Raw genomic sequence first — 22,079 nt, forward strand, 5'->3', positions numbered from 1 at the left:
ACTCGATGCCGTTTGGGTGGGGGCCGTCCACCTCATCACAGGGGCCTTTTCTTTCGATGAAGCCTTCGGGCGGCAAGCTGTGGCGAGTGAATTGCCACATCTTTGGCAAGGAGAAGGCTCTCGCCGTTGGCGTCTACCCGGCTGTTGGCCTTGCCGAGGCAAGGCGCCAACGGGACGAGGCTCGCAGCCTGTGCGCTCTTCCGCCAAGGGGCGGCGTCGTTCGCGATGCGTTGGCGTGGCTGACAGGCTTCAAACGCGCTTGCGGGGCGTGACGCCGGCATGGCGACGGGTCTGCTGGGACCACACGAAGACGCCTTGCGGGGGCTGTCATCGCGCCTGCGGCCCGTGACAAGCGTTAGGATGGCCACGAAACGAGTCGCCGCCGCCGCACGGGTGCGGCTTGCGCGGCGACCGGCGCCGCGGTGCGGGCTGGATGCGGGGCTGCCAGCGGCGACCGGCCGGTCAGCGACGTACCGGTCTCGGTGGGGCCAGTCTAATCGATACGCGGCAGGCGCTATGTCCCGTACGCGCGCCGGTGCGCGTGCGCGTGGTCAACCCGCCGAGGAAGACTGCCGGCGCCTGCGCGAAGGAAGGCCCGCCGCCGCGCTGAAGGACGTGCCCGACGGGGCCTTACGCAACTTGTGCGCGCAGATCGCCTGCGGGATCAGGCCACCCCGCTGAGCCCGCTCGCGCCGGGCACTTCCGGGCGGCCCGGGCGATGGAATCGCTCCCCACCGCCAGGCCGACCGGGACGCGCGCGTCAACGCTTGGCGGCGAAGATCCCGTTCAGTTCAATCAGCGTGTCGCTCGCATCGCTCTGGGAGGTGGCGAAGCGGCCGCCCACTTCCTGCGCGGCAGGGCCGTAGAACGTGCCGCCAATCGAATTGCCGTTGAAGCCGGCAAGGAAGCTGTTGAGGCTGATGCTGCCGCTGGCGGTGATCGTCGAGGTGCCGGTGACGTCGTAGTAGCTGGTAGTGCTCGGCACCGAGCCGCGGCCATAGGCGTTGGTCTTCACCTTGCCGGTGCCCTGCGCTATGCCGGTGAAGGTCGCGCTGCCCCACAGCGGCATCTGCTGCTTGCTGGTGGCGATGCCGAAGCTGAGGTCGTAGCGGCCGTTGCGCGGATCGGTGTTGTACGGGCTGGCCGGCTCCGGGGCGCGGATCGTGGCGAAGCTCGAATAAGTGAGCACCAGCCCCGGGTTGTCGGCGTTGGGCCGGTTGACGGTGGCGGTCACGTCGAGGTCGTTCACTGTCGTGCGATAGACGTCGGCGCCGGCATTCGAGGCGACGGCATCGCGCGTGGCGGTGCCGAGCAGCGCGGTATAGGTCGGCGCACCCGACAGGTGGCTGTCATTGAAGCTGACGCGGTAGCCCCCGATAGCGGGGTCGTAGGAGACGCCCGTCACGTCGGCGAGCGAGGCATCGGGAGCGACGGCGGTGACGGTCAGGCCGGTCGCCGCGGTAAGCGATGCCAGCCCGACGTCGGGCTGCGCCGAGCTGTCGCGCCCGCCGGTGAACGCGCCGCTGGCAAAGCCGCCGCTGCCGTCCGACGCGGTGAAGGTGCCGCCGAGCTCTGCCGCGCCGGGCCCATAGAACCGGCCGTTGAAGCTGCCCGCATAGGTCCCGAGGCCATCGAAGCTGAGCGATCCGGCAAACTGGTTGGCGCTGCTCGAGATCGTGCCGTTCATCGCGAAGCGGCCGCCCAGCTTCTTCGCCGCGCGGCCCGACATGTAGTAGTCCTCCGTGAACAGCATCTGCCCGCTGGCATCGAGCGTGCCGGCGGCGAAATCGGCGGTGAGGTAGCCGAAGCCGGCGATCGCGGCCAGGTTCACGAAATCGGCGTCGGCTGCGGTGCCGTTGATCCCGATCGCGAAGCTGGCGCCGCCGGTGCGCGGCAGCGCGTCAGCGCCGGTGGCGAGGCCATAGGCGACGTCCTGCAGGCGATAGGCGGTGCCGCTTTCCGTGCCCGTCTCGGTCTCCCAGCGCCCGGTCTTCACATAGGTCAGCCCGGTGAAGGTGGCATAAGGAGAGTCGCGAAGGTCGCTGACCCTGGTGGTATCGATGAAGCTGTCGCCCCAGGCCGGGTTGGAGGGATCAAAGAACTTCGAGCGGTCCGGCGCGATCGCGGTATAGGCGTGTAGCTCGGCGTCGTAGTTCAGCACGAGCGAGCCGCGCGCGGCCGAGCCCGAAGAGAACGTCTGAGCGGCGTTGTTGGTGCCTGATGACCCCTGCAGCGTCACATTCAGAAGCGCGGAATCGTTGCTGAAGAATGCGTTGCTGGTCAGCGCCTTCATCGAGGTGTTCTCGGGGCCGAGCGCCTGCTGGCGGCCGGTGATCGCACCGACCATCGCCATGCCGCTGCTGTCGGTAGCGGCAACGGTCGCGCCCAGCTCCTCTCCCGCAGGGCCGTAGAGGCGCCCTGAAAGCGTACCGTTGAACCACCGGAAGTCCACGAAGCGGAAATCGCCCGAAAACGTGTTGGTGGTGCCCGACAGTCGCGCCTCGCTCGAGAAGCTGGCGGTGCTGTAGACCCCCTCGGCGGTGCCGTGGGTGATCAACGAACCGCTGGCGAAATCGACCTGGGTGATGCCGGTCCCCGTGATCGCGAAGACATCGGACGGGGTCGTCTCAACGCCCAGCAGCGCAACGGCATAGTCCGCGCGGCCGGTGCGCGGCACCGCGGCATCGGAGGTCTCGACGCCGTACGCGATGGCATCGAAGCTGCCGCTGATGGTCGAGCTGCCGTCGACGGTCCGCTGCCAGAACGCCGAGCCTACGTAACGGTAGGTGAAATAGCCCGAGGTTCCGGGCTTGGTCAGCGTCAGCGAGTCGGTCGTCGACCCGTTCTTCTTGACGTAGACGGTGACCTGCGCCGTTGACTGCGCCGCGTCGCTGTTGGCGGGCGCGAAGGTCTGGCTGCCGCCGCCCACGGTAATCGTGTAGCTCTGGTTGGCGGCATTGTAGGCGATCGTGGCGCCCGACTGCGCGCCGCTGATCGTGGGCATGGCGCCCGACCTGGGGAACGAGGCGCTGCCGGTCGCCGAGTTGCTGGTGAAGGTTACGCTGACCAGCGGCGAGAACAGGTCGACGTTTGCCGCCGGCGGTGGGTCGGCGTCGGCGTCGGGCTGGGCGTCGGACTGGGCGCCGGGGTCGGACTGGGCGCCGGGCTGGGCGTCGGGGTCGGGCCGGGCGTCGGAGTCGGACTGGGTGACGGGCTCGGGGCCGGTGCGGGCGTGCTGCTCACGCTACCGCCGCCGCCGCCACCGCAACCGCCCAGCACGAGGGCGAGCGCGAGGCCCGAGCTGCGCAGGATCCACGTGGTCTTGTTCATCGTCTTGCCCCCGTCTTCCCGCCGTGCCCCCCGGCCTGGCGGAGAGGTTGAAATGCCTGTCCTCAAAATGCGCTCGTCACGCCGAACTCGGCGGCGAGGCGGCGGTAGTCGTAGATCGCGATCGACGAGCGGTTGCGCTCCCAGCGCAGCCGAACCAGCGGCGCAAAGCCGGCCACGGTAAAGGTGCGCAAGGTGGCGGCCGCGCTGGCGCTGAAGCGGTCCTCGATCCTGCGGCGCGGATAGAGGAACAGTCGCGCGTCTGCCTCGAGATGGCTGTAGACCAACGTGCCGACCAGTGTCGTGCGGCCCACTTCGCGGAAAAGGTAAGCGGAGGTTCCACCCGTCGCCAGCGAATAGCCCGGGTCGCGCGCTGCCTCGCGGAAGCCGAACACCTGGATGCCACCGCCGAAACGCGCGCTGAAGGAGCGGTCGAAACTGGCCGACAGCGTGAAATCATCCGCGGTCTGCAGCGCGTTGCGCCGATTGGATACGTGAGCGATGTTGCCGTCGAGGCGCACCTGGCCACGCCTGCCGACCGGCCGCTGCCAGCTCACCCCGCCCGCGATTGTGGCGCTGAACAGGCGCCCTCCGTACCACCGCCGCGACGGGCCGGCAGAGAACGTCAGCTGGTTGCCGCCCCAGGTGTATTGGGGCCCCGCCTGGAGCGCCACGGTGACGTCGTTGAAGTCCGCCTCGCGGTAGAGCGTGGCGTCGCTCGATGCGCGCACCAGCAGGTCGGCCCCGGGCTCTATGCCCAGGCGAAAGTAGCCCTGCCCCTGCAGGTCGAGGCCGACGCCCGACTTGGCGCGGGCATCGTCATCGAGCGAGAAGTCGCCGATCACCGTGCCCAGCGTATCCGAACGGGTGGCGCGATTTATATTGCTGTCCGGCGCCAGCGCGACTTCGATCGAACCGCCCAGTGGCTTGCGGGCATTGAGCGCGCGCGAATAGAAACGCACCAGCTGCTCCACCGCCCCGGGGAGCCCCGCGGCCTGTGCCGCGCGAAGTTCCTTGCGGGCGCCAGCCATATTGCCGAGCATAGCGTGCATCCGCGCCAGCTCCAGACGAACGCGCGCGGCGCCGGGCTTGTCGTCGAGAATGCGGCGGAACTCGAGTGCCGCATCGCCGTAGCGCTTGAGGTCGTCGGCCAGCATCAGGCCCAGGCGAAAGCGCGCCTCGGTGCGGATCTCGAGATCGACATCGTTCGTCAGCGCGCGATAGGCGATTTCGGCAGTGGCAAAATCACCTCGGTCACGCGCCTGCCCGGCCAGCGCGAAGACCTGCGCAGCCGAGAGATGGTTTGGCTCGGAAGCAGGCGCAGGCAAGACACCCCGGTCTTGCGCGCCCGCGCCGGTCGCGATGCCTGCCAGCATCGTCGCGACCAGCAGTCGGCGAATTGAAATGGTACACCCCCGTTTGACGGGCGGCTTACCGCAGTCGCCGAACGGCTGTCCAGGGGTTCACAATCAAGATGAGCCTCAATTTGTTCATTTCAATAATTTAACACCAACGCCGTGACCGGACTTGACCTTTCGAGGGCACCCCGGCCATGAGCCTGATGCGATTATTGCGTGGGGCATGCATGAAAATTGGTTACTTGGCGGCAAGCGCTGCCGCAGTTCTGTGGCTGTCCGGCTGCGGCGGGGGCTCTGGTGATGTCGCCAGCACGCCGGCACCGACGCCTTCACCGGCTCCCTCCCCAGCTCCCACGCCGTCGCCCAGCGCCAATACGACCATGACCGACCTCAAGGTCAGCCAGTCGTTCATCAACGATGCCGCCACGCTCAAGGGCACATGGGATCTCCCGACCGGAACGGCGATCGAGGGCACCAGCAAGAGCAGCGCCCTGTCGATCCGCTACGATGCAGGATCCGGCTCATACAGCGTAAGCTCCGACGGACGAAACCAGTCGTTCAGCGCGTCCGACGTCAGCAGCCAGGACGCCTACGACACCATGTACCGGCGCACCGACGGTTCGCGCAGTGAAACGCTGATCCTGGTGAAGCAGCCGTATACCGGCACGGCGGCCAAACGCTACGTTGCGATGGGATCATGGCAGAGCAGCACCGTGATCGAAGGTCGACAGTCCACGGAGTTCACGTCGTTCACGTATGGGCTGCCTACGGCCTCGGCGATGGTTCCGCGAACGGGTGCCGCTGCTTACGGGATCGACATGTTCGGGCTCGTGACGATGCCCGGAGAAGAGCCGATGTCGTTCCAGGGCAGCGGCAAGCTGAGCGTCGACTTCGCGCAAGGGATTTTCACGACTCAAACCTATGCGACCGAGGACGGGCTGGTCACCGACAAGGGTGTGTCCGGGGGCGGGATTGAACTGCGCGCCGGAGGAAGCCTGTCATCGGACGGGGGGACGTTCGCCGGGAACGCCGTCTACGGCAGCAGTTACGGCCAGGCCTCGGGAACGATTGCCGGGCGCCTGTATGGACCCAATGGTGAAGAACTGGGCGCGACGTTCCAGACGTCCAACGCCGCAGGCATGGCCGCGGTGGGTTCGCTCGTCGGATCACGCGATGCGACTCTGACCCCGGATGGCCAGACGCTGACAACTCTGACTTCGGGACAGTATTTCTATGCGCGCAGCGGCAGCAGCGGCGGCGGCAGCATCACATGGCTCAATTCGGAGACCTTCGACTACGCCCCATACTCGTCGGACATGGTCGGCGGACGGTTCACCATCAACGAAAAGGTCGTGAGCAAGGACGCCAATTTCACTGCCTACGCCAAGACCGGAGACAATGGCTACGGTCCTCAGCAGGTGCTGCTGGAACTCTACAAGCCCGGGAGTGCGAACAGCGAGTTGGCGCTGACTTATGCGTCGTTCGGGCACTGGGCCGGAACGCGGGCAGGTTCGACGCAGGACTTCTATTTCACTTATGGCTTTGCCACCGGCGGCAACTTCCTCGCCGCGCGCACCGGCAAAGCCCGCTACGAGGGCTTGGCCTACGGCACAGGCACTGGCGCGTCGGCGCGTTACGATGTGAAGGGAACATCGAGCTTCGATGTCGACTTCGGTGCGCAGACGTTCGGCGGCGCGCTGGCGCTGGCGGGAACCGATCGCGCTTCGGGTGGCCGGACCGACTTCGGCAGCTTCGAAATGGCGGGGACACTGGCTGTGCGGGATTCCAGCCTGGCGGGAGTCGTATCACGGGGCGGGGCAAGCGTGGGCAGCGTGAATGCGCAGTTCTTCGGAGCCGACGCGCAGGAAGTTGCGGGCACGTTCTACGTCAATGCGCCGGCCGGCGTCGGAATCCAGGGCGCCATCGTCACCAAGCGTCGATGACTGCGCGGATGATCTTGGCATCGGAGTGATTGCACGGACTTCCGACCGTCCCGTCATGGCGCCACCGCAGACGGCTTCCGGCGATGGGCAGTGGCAACACTGACGCGGGAGCGGAGCACGGAGGGCGGGATCAGTGCCACGTGACCGGGCCGTCGACGAACTCGTGCAGCAGGCTGTGCCGCTCCTTTTCACCGGTGAGCGATGTCGCCGCCCGCTCCCCAGCGGTCAGCCCGTGGAGCGGGATGGCCCAGGCGTTGTGCCGCCGGCGATCTCGCGCCCAAGTTCTTCGACCATCCCGGCATAGGTCATGAACGTCATGTCGAGCGTCTCGGGCAAGTCAATCCAGCCATAGGGCAACGGCACGCCGCGAAAACAGGCACTGCTGCCGCGGCATCCTCCCTCGATGAGGAATTGAGACAGCGTCAAGCGGGCTAGGTCATCTTCCGCTTGGCACGGTCGCATCTGCGGCGGCGATGCGGATCATTTTTCGCTCTACTGTCCGGGAAATCACCTGATTTCAATTCCCGCACCGCCTCGGGGCGCGTCTTGCGCCAGTTTTGGCGCGAATTGCACGGTGCGGCAGTTGCGGGCCCTCGCCGATGATATGCAAAAGGCGCCAAACAAGAAGGATACGCCTTCGGTCCCGATTGACGCGCATGCAATGCGCGCGGCGACCGCCGGACGTCATCCACAGGAGGGGAAGTGACATGTCGTATCGCAATTTGTTGAGCGCCACGGCCGCACTCGCGACGGTCTTTTCGACGCCCGCTTGGGCTCAGGCGGCGCCGGAGGGGGGCGAGCAAGCGAGCGGAGGGCTCGAAGAGATCCTCGTCACTGCCCGCCGCCGCACCGAGAGTGTCCAAGACGTGCCCGTGGCCGTCTCCGCGCTCAGCGCGAGCGCGCTCCAAGCCCGCGGGGTCCATACGGAGGCTGATCTGCAGACGGCGATTCCCGGCCTCATCGTCCGGTCGGGCAACAACAACAATCAGCTCAACTACGTGATCCGGGGCGAATCGGTCGATGCCTATTCCGGCTCGCCCCCGGGCGTCCAGCCCTACATCAACGAAGTGCCTTTCCCGGTGATCGCCTCGACGCCCTTCTACGACCTGCAGAACGTGCAGGCGGTAAAGGGCCCGCAGGGCACGCTGTTTGGCCGCAATTCCACGGGCGGCGCGGTGCTCTTCCAGACCCAGGAACCCGAGCGCGATTTCGGCGGCTACGCCTCGATCCAATACGGCAATTTCGATCGGCTGATCGCCGACGGCGCGCTGAACCTGCCGATCAGTGACGACAAGGTTCTGCTGCGCCTCGCGGGCACGCTCACCTCGGGCGGGGCCTTCGTCCGCAACCTCTACGACGATGCCATGCTGGGCGACAAGAACGAGCGCTCGGGCCGCATCACCCTCGCCCTCAATCCTGCCGACGGCATCAGCAACGTGACGATGCTGCAGATCGGCAACACGACGGGCACCAACGCCCCGAACACCGCCTTCTACACGATTCCCTGCGGCGATCCTTCCGGCTTCAATTCCTGCACCTATTCGCCGAACAACCAGCCGTTCTTCTCCGACCTTTTGGCCGGCCGGATCTTCAGGAACTATCCCAATGGCTTCGTCTATGCCGGAGGGTTCCAGAGCCTGCCGGAGTTCCAGCGATCGCAGGGCGACCACGTGGTCAACCAGAACGCCGATTTCGATCACCGCGCGCGCAGCGAAATGGTCGTCAACAAGACCTCGCTCGACCTGACCGACGACATCACGCTCAAGAACGTGTTCGGCTTTTCGTTTTCCAAAAATGCGATCAATTACGACACCGATTATTCGCCCTACCCGTTCATCCAGCAGTACGCGCCGGATGCGGTACTCACCGGGGCCGATCTGCCGGTGGAGACAAGCGCCACCAAGACCTATTCGAACGAGCTGCAGCTGCAGGGCAAGACCGCGGACGGACGGCTGACGTGGCTGCTCGGCGCCTTCTACATCCATGCCAAGGAAGAGTATTTGTCCCCGCTGTGGCTGGGTGCGATCAACGCCTCGGTCGCCTACAACGCCACCACCGGCAACAAGTCGACCGCCGTCTTCGCGCAGGCGACCTACAAGCTGACCGACGCGCTGAACCTCACGCTCGGCGGCCGCTATACCTGGGAGAAGATCACACTTGTCCAGGGCGCGCAGTCGATTTTCGGCGCGGGTCAGCGGCAGAGTGTGGAGCAAAGCGATCCGAGCTGGACCGCCACGCTGGACTACCACGTCACGCCCGACGTGATGGTCTACCTGTCGTCGCGGGGGTCGTGGCGGCGCGGCGGCTTCAACCCGTTCAACCCGCCGACGCCCACGCCCTTGACCGCGGCCAACGATCCGGGCGGCAACTTCTTCCTGCCCGAGCGGGTGCGCGACGTGGAGGCCGGCGTGAAGTTCGAAGGCCACGCCGGCGACATGCCGCTGCGCGCGAACCTGGCGGTGTACAACGCCTGGATCAAAGACATCCAGAAGACCGCCTATGTCGTCATCGCCGGAACGGCCTCGTCCGCGACGATCAACGTGCCCAAGACCCGCATCCGCGGCTTCGAGGCCGATGTCAGCCTACGCCCGGCCGACTGGTTGACCTTGGCCGGTTCGGCGACCTACACCGACGCGAAGTTCACGAGGAACGAATCCCGCCTGTTCGGCAACCCGGTGTTCTACGGTCCCTTCGGCGACGTGCCGAAATTCGCCGGGACCATCTCGGCCGACGCCGCCCTGCCGCTCGCGGGCGATCTGGGCGAACTGAACTACCACGTCGACCTCTATCACCAGTCGCCGTTCTACTTCTCCAATCTCGGCGGAACGATCCAGCCCGGGACCAAGCTGCCCGACTATACACTGGTCAACATGCGGCTCGATTGGAGCAACATGTTCGAAAGCGGCGTGAAAGGGAGCCTGTTCGTCAAAAACCTGACCGACAAGCTCTACTACACCGGCGGTTCGGCCGGTGCGCAGAACTTCTCGGTGGAATCCGCCGGATTTGGTCAGCCGCGGACTTACGGCGTCGCCCTGCGCGTGGACTTCTGATGGCGGACCTCGCCAAGATCGTCCTGCTGCGCGCCAAGCCCGAGCGGGTCGCGGACCTTGAGGCCACACTGCGTCGGCTGCTTTCCGCCACCCGGCAAGAAGCGGCCAGCACGGCTTGCGAGCTGCACCGTTCCTCGGAAGAGGAGGCGCAGTTCATGGTCTATGAGCGGTGGAGCGACGATGCCGGTTTCGCCCGGCACATGGAGCAGCCCCACACCTTCGAATTCCTGGCGCTGGCGGGAGACCTCCTGGCCGAACCGCCCCAGGTCCTGTCATTCGATACCCTGCCTTGAACATTGCGGAGCCGCATTCGCGGCCTTGCGAGGAGATGACCGTGTCAGCAAATCGGAAGAGCGCAATCCGGCCCCGCAATGTTCTTTTTTCCCTCTTCGCCGCCACTCTACTCTCAGGCTGTTCGGCTTCGGGCGGCGGATCCGCGGAGTGGCCGGTTCACGGCGGCACCGATCTCGAGCAGCGCTTCGCCGACATCGATCAGATCAATGTCGGAAATGTCGGCAAGCTGGGCCTTACCTGGTCGGCCGAACTCGACTCCAATCGCGGACAGGAAGCTACCCCGATCGTGGTCGACGGGGTGATGTATGTCGCGGCGGCATGGTCGAAGGTCCACGCGCTGGATGCGAAGACCGGCAAGGAGCTGTGGCGCTACGATCCCGAGATCGCCGGCCGCAAAGGCTTCGATGCCTGCTGCGACGTGATCACGCGCGGCGTCGCGGTTTCCGGCGGAAAGGTCTTCCTGGGCGCGCTCGACGGCCGCCTCATCGCGCTTGACACGGCGACGGGCAAAGTCGTCTGGTCGGTGCAGACCACCGATCCGGCCAAGCCCTACACCATCAGCGGCGCGCCGCGCGTGTTCGGCGACAAGGTTGTGATCGGCAACGCCGGGGCAGAATACGGCGTCCGGGGCTACGTCACGGCCTATGACGCAGCGAGCGGCAGGCAGGCGTGGCGGTTCTACACCGTGCCGGGCGCGCCAGGCGCCAAGCCTGACGGCGCGGCCTCCGACACCGTGCTGAAGGAGAAGGCCTTGCCCACCTGGTCGGGTCGTTGGCACGAATACGGCGGCGGCGGCACTGTCTGGGACGCGATCGTCTACGATCCCGAGCTGAAGCAGCTCTATATTGGCGTCGGGAACGGCAGCCCCTGGAACCACCAGGTGCGTTCGGATGGCAAGGGCGACAACCTGTTCCTGTCGTCGATCGTAGCGCTCGATCCCGATACCGGGGCTTACAAGTGGCACTATCAGGAAACGCCCGGCGAAAGCTGGGATTTCACCGCGTCGCAGCCGATCATCCTGGCGACGCTGAAGATCGGCGGGGTCGAGCGCAAGGTGCTGATGCAGGCGCCGAAGAACGGCTTCTTCTATGTCATCGACCGGACCACCGGAAAGCTGATCTCGGCGAAGAACTTCGTGCCGATGAACTGGGCCAGCGGCGTCGACATGAAAACCGGGCGGCCGATTGAGAACCCCAAGGCGCGATATCACGACTCCGCTTTCCTGATGTACCCCAACGCGCTGGGTGGCCACAGCTGGCATCCGATGGCCTTCAGCCCGAAGACCGGGCTCGTCTATTTGCCGGTCTACCATTCGAAAATGGTCTACGGCGGGGATCCCCACTTCAAGTTCACCCCCGGCCTGTGGAACAAGGCGATCGACGATCGCAACTTGCAAGCGCCCGACGACCCGGAAGTCGCGCGCAAGGGTGGCGAGGGCGTCGAGGGGCATCTGGTGGCCTGGGATCCGGTCAGGCAGCGCGAGGTCTGGTCGGTCGTGCACCCCACGCTGCAGAACGGCGGCGTGCTGGCGACCGCTGGCGGCTTGGTGTTCGAGGGCACCGGCGCAGGGCGGTTCGAAGCGCGCGACGCGGCCAACGGCAAGCTGCTGTGGAGCTTCGCCGCGCAGGACGGCATCATCGCCGGCCCCATCAGCTACCGGCTGGACGGCGTGCAATATGTCGGGGTGGTGGCCGGCTATGGCGGAGGCTTCGGCCTGGGCGAAAGTGCCGAAAAGCCCAAGGCACGCCCCAATGGCCGCGTACTGGTGTTCAAGCTTGGCGGCACCGACAAGCTGCCCGCCTTCGATCCGGGCGAAGCGCCGCCGCTGACGATCACCAACGAGAGCTTCACCACGGCGCAGATCAATGCGGGCCGGCTGCTCTACACCCAGCAATGCTATCGCTGCCATGGCTCGGGCGCGGCCTCGGTCGGTGTGTTGCCCGACCTGCGCCGATCGGGCGCCCTCGCCAATCGCGATGCCTGGCGGGCGGTTCTGGTCGATGGCGCGCTCGAACCGCGCGGCATGATCAGCTTCCGCAAGTGGCTCAGCGAGCAGCAGATCGAAGACATCCGCGCCTATGTCTCGCACCGCGCCCGGCTTGCCGCGCCGCAGCCGCAGGTGTCCGCCCGATGAGCGACCTCGATTTCGACGCTCTCGAAGGCCGCTACGCCGAGGAGCGGGAAAGACGCCTGCGCAGCGACGGCATGGCGCAGTACGAGCCGCTAGCCGAACGCTTTGCCGCCTTGGCGCGCGATCCCCACGCGGATCCCGATTTCGCCCGAGATCCTCTGGAGGAGGATTGCGAGGTCCTCATCATCGGCGGGGGCTTTGCCGGTCTGCTCGCCGGTGCGCGTCTGCGCGAAGACGGCATAGACAGCATCCGGGTGGTGGAGAAGGGGGCCGACTTCGGTGGCACCTGGTACTGGAACCGCTATCCCGGGGCCGCATGCGACGTCGAAGCCACGATCTACCTGCCGATGCTGGAGGAGCTCGGCCACATCCCGACCGAGCGCTATCCGCGCGCGTCCGAGATTCACAGCTATTGCGGGAAGATCGCGGAGCGCTACGACCTGCGCCGCGCCGCGCTGTTCCAGACCGAAGCGCGCGACCTGCAATGGGACCCCTCCCGAAGCCGCTGGATCGTCCGCACCGATCGGGGGGACCAGATCGCGGCGCGGTTCGTCGTGTCGTGCACCGGACTGCTGAGCAATCCCAAACTGCCCAGGATTCCCGGCATCGAGACTTTCGCCGGCCACGCCTTTCACACCAGCCGCTGGGACTATGGTTATACTAGGGGCGATGAGACGGGCGGCATGACCGGCCTGGCGGACAAGGTCGTGGGCATCGTCGGCACCGGCTCCACCGGCGTCCAGGTGATCCCACACCTTGCCGCCTCGGCCCAGCACCTCTTCGTCTTCCAGCGCACGCCGGCCTCGGTCGAGGTGCGAAACAACGGTCCCCTCGATCCGGCGAGCTTTGCCGGCCGGCAACCCGGATGGGCGCGCGAGCGGCGCGACAATTTCACCACGCTGACCGGCGGCGGCTATGCCCCGGTCGACCTCGTGGGCGATAGCTGGACGGACATCATCCGCGGTGTCATGCCGCGTCTGGAGAACGGCGCGCCGGTGGCCGACCCGGAAGCGCTACGCCGCGCCGAATTGCTCAAGGCCGAAGCCGTCCGCCAGCGGGTATCGGCCGAGGTCGTCGACCCGGCCACGGCGGAGGCGCTGAAGCCGTGGTTTCACTACTTCTGCAAGCGGCCTTGCTTCCACGACGAGTACCTCGCCAGCTTCAACCGCCCGAACGTGATCCTGGTCGATACCAAGGGCAAAGGCGTCGAGCGCTTCACCTCCGCCGGGGCGGTGGTGGACGGCGTGGAATACCCGCTCGATTGCCTGGTCCTGGCCACCGGCTTCGACTTTCTCGTCGACTATTGCGCCGAGGCCGGACTGGACATCGTCGGACCGGAAGGCGCGCTCGCCGACCGCTGGGCCGACGGACCGCTGACGCTCCACGGCATGCAGACTCACGGCTTTCCCAATTTCTTCATGATGGCGATCGCCCAGGCGGGCGCGGCGGTGAACTACGTCCACACCGCCGACGAGCAGACGCAGACCATCGCCCATATCATCGCCGAGACGCGAAAGCGGGGCGCAGCGACCATACAGCCCAGCCGGAAGGCGGAGAGGGCCTGGGTCGAGGAGATTGTCGAAGGCGCGAAGGGGCGCCGCGCCTTCCTGGAGAGCTGCACCCCGGGATACTACAGCTACGAAGGCCGCCGAGAGCGCCGCGCCTTGCTCAACGACTTCTACGCCCCCGGGCCGATGGCCTATATCGAACTGCTGCGCCGCTGGCGGCAGACGGGTGACATGGCGGGCTTGGAACTGGGATAGGCTGCCTGCTGGCGACCACGCCCGCCACGGATATGGGCTTCGCCGCCATGCGGTCTGGATTGACATATGTCGCCTCCCATTGCTGAAGATGGCCCGACTGCACAACGGACAGTCGCGGGAGGCATGGAAGCGACGGTGTTCAAGCCATCGAAGCTGCGCACATATCTGAAGCTTGCGGAAGACGCCGGCATGAGCGCCGACGCGATCCTCGATGGCAGCGGCGCGAGCTGGGCCGATATCCACGCCTTGAAGCCGTTCGATCTACCGACGATCGCCCGTATGTTCGACCTTCTCGCAAGGCGCACCCCGCCCGGCTTCGCAATCACCAGTGCCTACTCCTCGCGCGTGCGCCACTATGGGGTGGTCGGCTTTGCGACCATGTCGATGCCGACGCTTCGCGAGGCGCTCCAGCATTGGGCCCGCTACTCGTTGATCGCCGGCGATCCTCTCGTCACGACGATCGAAGAGCACGGCGACGAATGGCGGATGGACTTCGAGACCCGCATCGAGATGTCTCCCGCGGCGCGGCGCTACTGCATCGAAGCCGCCGTGGCCGCGCTGGAGCCGGTGATCGAGGAACTGACCAACCAGCCCGCCCGCAGCCTGCGGATCGACTTCGCGTTCGAGGATGGTGATGCGCTCGAGGCGTACCGGCTCTTTCGCGCGCCGAGCTTGCGTTTTTCGCGCAAGTCCACCGCCTACTACGGGCTTCGCGGCGATCTCGATCGGCCGATCCCCACGAGCGACGAGTTCGTCCAGACCCTTTTCCACCAGCAGTGCGACCAGTATCTCAGTGAGCTTGTTCAAACGCGCACTTTGGCCGAGCGAATGGAGGATCTGCTTCGGGAGTCTGCCGGGAACCTCCCTTCGCTCGATGAGGTCGCCGCCGCCCTGGGGATGAGCCGCCGGACGATCCAGCGACAGCTGGGCGAGGAAGGCCTCAGCTTCCACGAGGTGGTGAAGCGCTTCCGACAGCGGCATGCCTATATGTTGCTGCGCGAACCTTCGCCGAAGATGAAGGCGATCGCCTATACCCTGGGCTTCTACGACGTGGGAAATTTTCGTCGCGCTTTTCGAGAGTGGACCGGACAGTCCATAAGCGAATGGTTGGCAAACCCGTCCCCCTGACCCACAAAGCGAGGACACGTGGCGGTGACGAAGACACCCGCGTTACCAGCAAGTCGAGCGCTTCCGATGAATGACCGCTCGTGAGAACGCCCCTGTAGTGAGAGAACGTCGACCAGGCCGGCGAAAGCGAATCCTTCGCCAAGGGCGATCCGACCCGCTGCTTCTATCTCGAGCGGCCATTCACGGTTTGTATGTACGAAGGTCCGGGGCCGGTTGGGACCCGTCGCTTTCGCCGACTTTTCAGCACGTCGCATGCCGTATACCGAACGAGCAGTGTTTCCAGAAGCCGACGTCCGATGGCGCATGCCTCGTTTGCGCGCGCAAAGCGTTCCCGGTTCGACGTCTACTTACAGGCAATCCTTACGATGCACATGGCTGCGGGAGATGTCGGCACGTCTTTGGGGGCTTCATCCGCCGACAGTTGGCACCGGCGCGAAATTGTGCCGTCTTCTGCTTGACGTCTGCCTCACACACGTCGCTTGCCTGCGCTCCGATCCGATAGTGCAAAGCAAACCTACCCTTTTCGGGCAATGGATCCAGATCATTGCCACCGTTACCGCTGCCGGTACCGTTCGCATGTCATCTCGCGCTGCGGTCTCTGCCAGAGCTGGCATCATCCCCGCCACACCAAGCAGCAAGGATTTGGGCAAAAAGCGCGCTGATCCTACCGCAATGCCAAGTCCACGACGAGATTACCATCGTCACAACTCCTCCAATCCGGCTCGAGCGTTGGAGGGGTGATTATCGAACTGACTTCAAGGCCGATGGTCTTGAGTTACGATCGCAACGTGAGCGCCATGGCCGGCGTAGGCACAAAATTTTTGCGGTTGCTTGATGCCAGCGAAGCGCTGGGCGCCGTCGATATCCGTTTTGTAGCATCATTGCGATGCCTCTGTTCCGTCGCGCCCGCACGCGGACGAGGAGGAATTGATGCTCGACCGGCTCGGCTTGCGCGAGCGCCACCATCTTGCGCAAACGGCAAGCGCTATGATGGGCGTGAGCGCCCTCACGTCAAGTCCTTCCCCAAAGTCCATTGGGATAGACCATGTAGTGGGATCGTCGATGTCGAATTCTGATGGTTCTCGTTCCTTCATGCGGAATAGAATTCAGGGAGAACGATGTCAGACGTGATTCCGAAATGCAATGCCGTGTTGCGCCTGAAATATACGCGACGACGAAGGCAGTATCAGCTCATAGTACGATCCAAACCGAAATCCAAAAAAACCGACGATATGCGGAAATAAATTTTGCCGAGCAGGCACGGCGATGTCGCACATCGATGGAGCCTTGTTTGTGGAAGTCTCAGATCCGACTTTTCCCATCTCCGCGGAGCCCCATTGCGCCGATCGATGTCGCGCCGCCCAAGATGTTCCAGGAAGGGCGCGCGTCTGCGGCTTTCCGCCGTTTGCGCCGAGAGGCGCCGATCTCCGGGAGACAATAAAGATGCTTGTTAAGCCCCACATCTGCAAACACGTCGGCAAGAAGATGCCGTCTTCTACGCCCGATGGGACATCGCGAACGGCGCGGCCATTCCTGCGGCGCGTGGCGGACGCGGGGGCGCTGACTCTCATGATCGCGACGATCCCCGCACAAGCCAAGCCCGCGGCGCCAGATCTCATCCTGTTTCATGGGCATATCTTCACCGCAGAATCGACCGATAGGTTCGTTGAGGCGCTGGCGATACGTGGGGATCGCATCGTTGCGGCGGGGAGCGACGCGGCCGTTCAGCGCCTGGCCGACGCCCGGACGCGGCGGATCGATCTCGGCGGCCGAACCGTCGTCCCTGGACTCGATGATGCGCATGTTCACCTCGAGTTCGAGCCCGAGGGCCAGGTGTCGCTCGCGTTGCGCAGTGCCGATCCGAACTGGGAAGAGTTGCGCTCTGCCGTTCGCGATGCAATTCCAACCCTGCCCGCCGGAACGATGCTGACGGGGGTGATCGGCACCACCGCGTTCCACGACACCGGCATCGATCGAGCCGCACTCGACGCGCTCTCCATGGACCGTCCGATCAGGCTTTCCACCTGGGACGGCCATGGCGCGATCCTGAACAGCGCAGCGCTGAAAATGCTGGGCATCACGGAGAACATCGGCGAGCAGATGGGCGGAGGCTTCGAACGGGACCAGCACGGCCGATTGACCGGGGTCGTGCGCGAATATGCGCTCTTCGGTACCGTCGCCGGCCGGCTGGCGGCGATCACTACCGACGCGGATGCGAAAGCGGCATTCCGGCACACGCTCGAACGGGCGTCTCAATATGGTTTGACCTCGATCCAGGACATGCCGTTGTCCGGCACGGTGGAACGTACAGCCCGGCTACTGGCAACGATGCCGACACCGATCAGAGTGCGCATCACCCGCTTGAATAACTCCACGCAGCAGGGTCCGGATTATCTGACGGCCGCGCGTTTTCCGGCCCGTCCCAATCCGCTCATTACGGTCAGTGGCACAAAATGGGCGTTGGACGGCGTGATCTTCGAGGGCAGCATGACACCGCGGGGAACCAAACCGCGCAACACCGCTCCCGGAAGCCCGTACAGCTTCGCAGGACTTCCGCCGCTCTTCTCTTCGTCGATCGTCGACGGCATGCTGCGCGATGCCCTGCGCAACCGCTATCAACTGCAGGTTCATGTCGTCGGTACGCGCGCGGCAACCCAGATGCTCGATGCCATGGAGCGGTCAGGCGGCGCTGCAGCCTGGCGGCAGCGGCGAACGCGTTTCGAGCATGGCGATGGCCTGACTCCGGATCTGATCGCCCGCGCCAAAAAGCTTGGTATCGTCGTGTCGCAGCAGGGTAGCCATCTCGACCTCGTCGGTATCGATCCCAGCTTGGGGCAGGGGTTCCTCGACGATCTTCGCGCACAACGCGCGCAGCCCTTGCGGTCTCTTCTGGCGGCGGGCATCCCGCTGGCACTGGGATCGGACGGGCCGCTCAATCCGTGGCAGAACATTGTCGGGGTGACGACCCATCCCGATCGCCCTGACGAGGCGATCAGCCGCGAGCAGGCGGTGAGCGCTTACACCGCGGGCTCCGCGTATGCCGAATTCGAGGAAGAGCGGAAAGGCACGCTGACGCCTGGCAATCTCGCCGATCTCGCGGTGCTCTCGCAGGACGTGTTCAGCGTTGAAACGGAAGCGTTGCCACAAACCCGATCCGTGCTGACGCTGGTCGGGGGCCGGGCAGTGTATGACGCGGGCGTCCTGGAGGGGGCAAAGGCGCTTCGCTGACCATCACGCAAGGGGTACCCTGCGGGGCGCCCTTTGCCGAAACCAGGCCCAGTCGAATGCGCCGTCTCGAATGTGAAATCCTGCCTCTTGTCCTTGAATATCAGGGTCGCCGCAAAGCCCGGATCAGGACGACGCGCGTGGCATGGCATGGCCCTCAGAAGATCTGCTCCACGGCGCTGTTGAGAATATAGCCGGCGCCGCGCTCGGTCTGGATCAACGTCGGGTTCTTGGGATCGGCTTCCAGCTTACGACGGAGACGCAGAATATGGACGTCGATGCTGCGATCGAACACATCGTCATGAGCGCGCGTCGACTGCAGCAAATGCTCCCGCGAAAGAATGCGACGGGGCGCCTCCAGAAAGGCAATCAGCAGCGCATATTCGCGCTTGGTGAGCGATACTGCGGTGCCATCCGATCGCGCAAGCGCTCGGGTTGCGCGGCGAAGTTCCCACCCAGAGAATCGGAACCCCCCATCGTTGCGATGCCGATTCAACAGCGTCTGCCCGATCTCCTGTCGCCGCAGCGTGGCGCGGGCCTTTGCCAGCAGTTCGCGCAGATTGAACGGGTTCAGAAGATAATCGTCGGCTCCGAGCTCCAATCCAATGATCCGATCGACGTCATCCTGATGCTGCCCAGTGATGATGATAACCGGCACGCCTGATCGCTCGCGGATCCGGCGGAGGACGTCGAACCCGTCGAACTGCACGTCCAGGATGACGAGGCTGAACCCGCCCGTGTCGAGATGACGCATGACGTTCGCCGAATCCGCCAAGCCGACGGCGAGACTATTGCGCGCGCTGAGATAGGTGATGATCGCGTCGCGCGCTTCGGCGTCGGCATCGACCACCAACACGCGACCTATATCCAACGCCGAAGCCAGGCTCCTTTCGGGCGCCGAATATTTAAACTGCTTCTGATCGGGTTCGTATTTCACAACGTCTCCGTTGACGCGATACGCATCGCTATTCCGGCAAAAAGCGCATGTTGCTGCAGGCTATCGTAGGATTCCGGCGACAGGGGCACCAGTTCGCCCGCTATGCCTGCATCGGCCATAGCGCAGCCCGACGGCGAGCCGATCGGGAGTGTCCGTCGGCTTAGAACATCGGCGCTTGGCCTTCGCTATGTCCGCGTCTCACTCGATCGCTTTGGATCGAGAAGCATGATGCTCTCGCCAGCGTCCGGGAGACATGCCTTCCCACTCGCGAAACGCCCGATGAAAGGAAGTGACGTCCTGGTATCCGAGCAGGTACGCCACTTCATCGATCTGGACTGTTTCGCTGGACAGCAGGCGCCTCCCCAGATCCTTGCGCGCCTCGACGAGAAGATCCCGGAAACTGGTTCCTTCCTCGGTGATCCGCCGTTGCAGAGTCCGCTCGCTCATGCCCATGTCGCGCGCGATCTCGGCTACGTCCGCGCGGCCGCTCGGCAGCCCGCGCTTGAGCGCGGCAACAACCTGTTCGGCGATCGTCATTGTCCCGAGGTTCTGCAGCGCATTGCCGAGCACCGGCGCGGCACGCTTTCAAGATGCGCTCGGACCTGCGTTCGATCATTGTCAACGACTGGCTCGATGCTGCGCTATGTCTGTTAACCCCTGTGCGTGACCCTGGCTCTCATGGTCATCGCAACCCGTAGCGCGCTCACAGCTATACGAGGGGCCCCGCCGCCGATCGCGCAGACGTGCACGCGACAACGGTGTGGCATACACTGTCTCGCAGTATGTCTCGCCTCTGCGAAGCCGGACAGATGGAGCAAATCCGAATTCTTCCACGCGTGTCAGGAGAAGCGCTAGCGCTCCGGGCCGGGGCGATGTTGTTGATGCCGAACTGTGCGGAGAATGTCGGGAGAAAGCGAGTGGCGAGGTCGAACGCTCGCACGTGGTCGTCCTGCCCGTTCAGCGGAGCTGGCTCATCAGAATCCGGTCGAACATGCGGTCGCCGAGCCATGTCCGCAGCGTGATCAGCGTGCCGGCGAGCTTGCCTTTGACATAGCGGGTGCGCGGCCGCTTCGCCGCGACGGCATCGCCCACGACGTCGGCGATAACTCGCGCCGGCGTCGTGCTGTTGCGGCCGTAGCTATTGCGCGTGCCCTCCACGACGCCTCTGGTCATGGCCGCATAGGGTCCACTTCCTGAGCGCTTGAGCAGCCCCTCGGAAACGACGTCGGCAAAGCCGCTCTCGATCAGACCCGGCTCGACCACCACCACGTCGATACCGAAAGGCGCAAGCTCGATCCGCAGGCAATCCGACCAGCCTTCTAGCGCATGTTTGGTTGCGTGATACCAGCTGCCAAGCGGCGTATAGATCTTGCCGCCCATGGAGGTGATATTGACGATCCTGCCTCCCTTCCTAGCGCGCATCGCAGGAAGCAGCAGCTGGGTCAGGCGCGCGGGCCCGAAGAGGTTGACCTCGAACTGATAGCGGGCCTCGTCCATGCCGACTTCCTCCATCGGGCCGTAAAGACCGAAGCCGGCATTGTTGATCAGCACGTCCACGCCATCGGTCTGCGCGAGGATGGTGGCGACTGCAGCGGCGATGTCGGCCTCGACCGAGATGTCCATCCGCAACGTCTGCGCACCGAGTTCTCGCAGATCAGCCATCTTGTCTATCTGCCGCGCCGCGGCATAGACTTGGTAGCCGTCCCGGATCAGCCGTTGAGCGATAGTCTTGCCGATCCCCGATGATGCACCGGTTACCAGCGCCGTCTTTTTGTCACTGACCAACATGGGCCACCTTCTCCTCTTTAGGATTGCGAAGATAGTTTCGTCGCGGTGCCAGCACAGTGGCGAACGGCGCCAACCGACTTGCGAATGGCGCCAATAGCGGGAGGAGCTTGGATCACGACCATATGATATGACGCGCACGCCCATCCGGCCGCTGGATTGCGTGTGAATGACCGGTTTCGGAGTGAGCCGAGATTTAAGCGATGATCGTGAAATGACTTGATCTGGTCGACTGCTGCCGGAAGCGCAGATCATCAAAGCCCGAAGTCAACGAGGGAGGCGGAGCGTCTGTGGGGCGCGAGCAGCCGGAAGGGCTAGATGTCGAGAAGCGGGTCGTGTTCCAGGGCTGGCCTAGAATCCTTTGATCTACTGCAGGTTCAGGTTCCGGCCAGACCATCTGTGCTGGCAAGCGATAACGGCAGTACGACTTACAACCCGAGGCCTGTTTGTCGGTGATGCAAATCGCAAAGAGGTTCCGGTGAGGGGTTCTGCGAAGGTGATTCACAGCCTTCGCGATCCATGGCAATCCAGCCGCAGCCAAAAGATTTCCGGGACCGCGTGGGGGGCTTTTCTGGCAGATGTTGTTTAACATGTTAATTGTTCACAACAATATAGGCCGGTTTAAATTCTCGCTACCCGCTCCAATTCTCCGTCCCATCACAGCCCAGACAGTTGCGAAAATTTTGCACTCTTTAAGGTTTCCGGGTCACTCGGCTCGTGACGCCTCGCGTCGTTCCTAGCCTTTCTCGAAGCTCGGAAGCCATTGAACGACATAATGTGTCGGGTCGGCCCCGCGCCTGCGATCTTCGGCGCGGACGATCGGGCCATCGCGGGGGCTGCCAGACGTCCGGCCGTCGGGTGAAATGGGCGCCGCGGGCGGGTATCGTGCGCGTGAGGATGTGACCGCATCTTCGTTAGGGCTTGCAAGCAGTTAACAGCGCTTCTTGTGGACGCCATCGTAGATGATGGCTACGCTCCGGCTTTGTCCTCGCGGCGGCTTGCCGTTCGCGTGTGTCGCCTGCCTTCGAACGAGATGTTGCTGCAATGACTGAATGGGTGCTCGGGGTAGGCGCGCGGCGCAATCGGGCGATCGATGCTGCGGCAGGGGATCCGCGCGGCAGCCATCGGTAGAGTACCG

General features: G+C 64.6%; 15 protein-coding genes. 8 read left to right on the forward strand and 7 right to left on the reverse strand.

What is annotated here, in order from left to right:
* Nucleotides 1-272 (forward strand): Arm DNA-binding domain-containing protein (locus ACFFJC_RS03970; protein WP_379486198.1); only part of this gene is annotated, 272 nt, incomplete at its 5' end.
* Between the two features lie 488 nt (nucleotides 273-760).
* Here ACFFJC_RS03970 and ACFFJC_RS03975 read toward each other — a convergent pair.
* Both ACFFJC_RS03975 and ACFFJC_RS03980 read right to left on the reverse strand, forming a co-directional pair.
* A complete protein-coding gene (locus ACFFJC_RS03975) occupies nucleotides 761-3,004 on the reverse strand; it encodes a hypothetical protein (RefSeq protein ID WP_379486199.1) in 2,244 nt (747 codons plus the stop codon).
* A 388-nt stretch (nucleotides 3,005-3,392) separates the two neighbouring features.
* Nucleotides 3,393-4,655, reverse strand: coding sequence for a surface lipoprotein assembly modifier (locus tag ACFFJC_RS03980; RefSeq protein WP_379486200.1), 1,263 nt, complete (start codon nucleotides 4,653-4,655; stop codon nucleotides 3,393-3,395).
* 410 nt (nucleotides 4,656-5,065) lie between these two features.
* Between ACFFJC_RS03980 and ACFFJC_RS03985 the strand changes: the two genes are divergently transcribed.
* Nucleotides 5,066-6,628 carry a transferrin-binding protein-like solute binding protein gene (locus tag ACFFJC_RS03985; RefSeq protein WP_379486201.1) on the forward strand — a complete coding sequence of 521 codons (1,563 nt, stop codon included), beginning with the start codon at nucleotides 5,066-5,068 and terminating at the stop codon, nucleotides 6,626-6,628.
* Between the two features lie 225 nt (nucleotides 6,629-6,853).
* Here ACFFJC_RS03985 and ACFFJC_RS03990 read toward each other — a convergent pair whose 3' ends face one another.
* Nucleotides 6,854-7,054, reverse strand: a complete 201-nt coding sequence (locus tag ACFFJC_RS03990) for a hypothetical protein (RefSeq protein WP_379486202.1) — start codon at nucleotides 7,052-7,054, stop codon at nucleotides 6,854-6,856.
* Nucleotides 7,055-7,335: 281 nt separating this feature from the next.
* Here ACFFJC_RS03990 and ACFFJC_RS03995 point away from each other — a divergent pair, with 281 nt between their 5' ends.
* From ACFFJC_RS03995 to ACFFJC_RS04020, 6 genes are all read left to right on the forward strand, one after another.
* Nucleotides 7,336-9,678, forward strand: coding sequence for a TonB-dependent receptor (locus ACFFJC_RS03995; protein WP_379486203.1), 2,343 nt, complete (start codon nucleotides 7,336-7,338; stop codon nucleotides 9,676-9,678).
* Entirely contained in the window at nucleotides 9,678-9,971 is a 294-nt protein-coding gene (locus ACFFJC_RS04000) for a putative quinol monooxygenase (RefSeq protein ID WP_379486204.1), read from the forward strand. Before ACFFJC_RS03995 ends, ACFFJC_RS04000 begins: the two co-directional genes overlap by 1 nt.
* A 41-nt stretch (nucleotides 9,972-10,012) precedes the next feature.
* Nucleotides 10,013-12,106 carry a PQQ-dependent dehydrogenase, methanol/ethanol family gene (locus ACFFJC_RS04005; protein ID WP_379486205.1) on the forward strand — a complete coding sequence of 698 codons (2,094 nt, stop codon included), beginning with the start codon at nucleotides 10,013-10,015 and terminating at the stop codon, nucleotides 12,104-12,106.
* Nucleotides 12,103-13,866: a flavin-containing monooxygenase gene (locus ACFFJC_RS04010; RefSeq protein WP_379486206.1), complete on the forward strand. Its 1,764-nt coding sequence runs from the start codon at nucleotides 12,103-12,105 to the stop codon at nucleotides 13,864-13,866. The genes ACFFJC_RS04005 and ACFFJC_RS04010 overlap by 4 nt, the downstream gene beginning before the upstream one ends.
* A gap of 123 nt (nucleotides 13,867-13,989) precedes the next feature.
* Complete coding sequence (locus tag ACFFJC_RS04015) at nucleotides 13,990-14,994, forward strand: AraC family transcriptional regulator (RefSeq protein ID WP_379486207.1); 1,005 nt, start codon at nucleotides 13,990-13,992, stop codon at nucleotides 14,992-14,994.
* 1,443 nt (nucleotides 14,995-16,437) lie between these two features.
* The gene (locus ACFFJC_RS04020) at nucleotides 16,438-18,222 is read left to right on the forward strand and encodes an amidohydrolase (RefSeq protein ID WP_379486208.1); all 1,785 of its coding nucleotides are present in this window, start codon (nucleotides 16,438-16,440) and stop codon (nucleotides 18,220-18,222) included.
* Between the two features lie 154 nt (nucleotides 18,223-18,376).
* On the opposite strand, the gene ACFFJC_RS04025 is transcribed toward ACFFJC_RS04020, so the two are convergent.
* From ACFFJC_RS04025 to ACFFJC_RS04040, 4 genes are all read right to left on the reverse strand, one after another.
* Nucleotides 18,377-19,156 carry a winged helix-turn-helix domain-containing protein gene (locus tag ACFFJC_RS04025; RefSeq protein WP_379486209.1) on the reverse strand — a complete coding sequence of 260 codons (780 nt, stop codon included), beginning with the start codon at nucleotides 19,154-19,156 and terminating at the stop codon, nucleotides 18,377-18,379.
* Nucleotides 19,153-19,275, reverse strand: a complete 123-nt coding sequence (locus ACFFJC_RS04030) for a hypothetical protein (RefSeq protein WP_379486210.1) — start codon at nucleotides 19,273-19,275, stop codon at nucleotides 19,153-19,155. The genes ACFFJC_RS04025 and ACFFJC_RS04030 overlap by 4 nt, the downstream gene beginning before the upstream one ends.
* Before the next feature lie 79 nt (nucleotides 19,276-19,354).
* On the reverse strand, nucleotides 19,355-19,726 hold the full coding sequence (locus ACFFJC_RS04035; protein WP_379486211.1) for a helix-turn-helix domain-containing protein: 372 nt from the start codon (nucleotides 19,724-19,726) through the stop codon (nucleotides 19,355-19,357).
* Nucleotides 19,727-20,113: 387 nt separating this feature from the next.
* On the reverse strand, nucleotides 20,114-20,944 hold the full coding sequence (locus tag ACFFJC_RS04040; RefSeq protein WP_379486212.1) for an oxidoreductase: 831 nt from the start codon (nucleotides 20,942-20,944) through the stop codon (nucleotides 20,114-20,116).
* Nucleotides 20,945-22,079: the final 1,135 nt, after the last annotated feature.

It is taken from the genome of Novosphingobium soli (genome assembly GCF_042432915.1).
GTDB classification, from domain to species: domain Bacteria; phylum Pseudomonadota; class Alphaproteobacteria; order Sphingomonadales; family Sphingomonadaceae; genus Novosphingobium; species Novosphingobium soli.

Excerpts from the sequence above, each read along its gene's own strand:
- ACFFJC_RS04000 (WP_379486204.1), top strand. The coding sequence starts at position 9,678 with ATGGCGGACCTCGCCAAGATCGTCCTGCTGCGCGCCAAGCCCGAGCGG.
- ACFFJC_RS03985 (WP_379486201.1), top strand. The coding sequence starts at position 5,066 with ATGACCGACCTCAAGGTCAGCCAGTCGTTCATCAACGATGCCGCCACG.
- ACFFJC_RS04030 (WP_379486210.1), bottom strand. The coding sequence starts at position 19,275 with ATGGCCGATGCAGGCATAGCGGGCGAACTGGTGCCCCTGTCGCCGGAA.
- ACFFJC_RS03995 (WP_379486203.1), top strand. The coding sequence starts at position 7,336 with ATGTCGTATCGCAATTTGTTGAGCGCCACGGCCGCACTCGCGACGGTC.
- ACFFJC_RS03975 (WP_379486199.1), bottom strand. The coding sequence starts at position 3,004 with ATGCCCACGATCAGCGGCGCGCAGTCGGGCGCCACGATCGCCTACAAT.
- ACFFJC_RS04015 (WP_379486207.1), top strand. The coding sequence starts at position 13,990 with ATGGAAGCGACGGTGTTCAAGCCATCGAAGCTGCGCACATATCTGAAG.
- ACFFJC_RS04020 (WP_379486208.1), top strand. The coding sequence starts at position 16,438 with ATGCTTGTTAAGCCCCACATCTGCAAACACGTCGGCAAGAAGATGCCG.
- ACFFJC_RS04040 (WP_379486212.1), bottom strand. The coding sequence starts at position 20,944 with ATGTTGGTCAGTGACAAAAAGACGGCGCTGGTAACCGGTGCATCATCG.
- ACFFJC_RS04010 (WP_379486206.1), top strand. The coding sequence starts at position 12,103 with ATGAGCGACCTCGATTTCGACGCTCTCGAAGGCCGCTACGCCGAGGAG.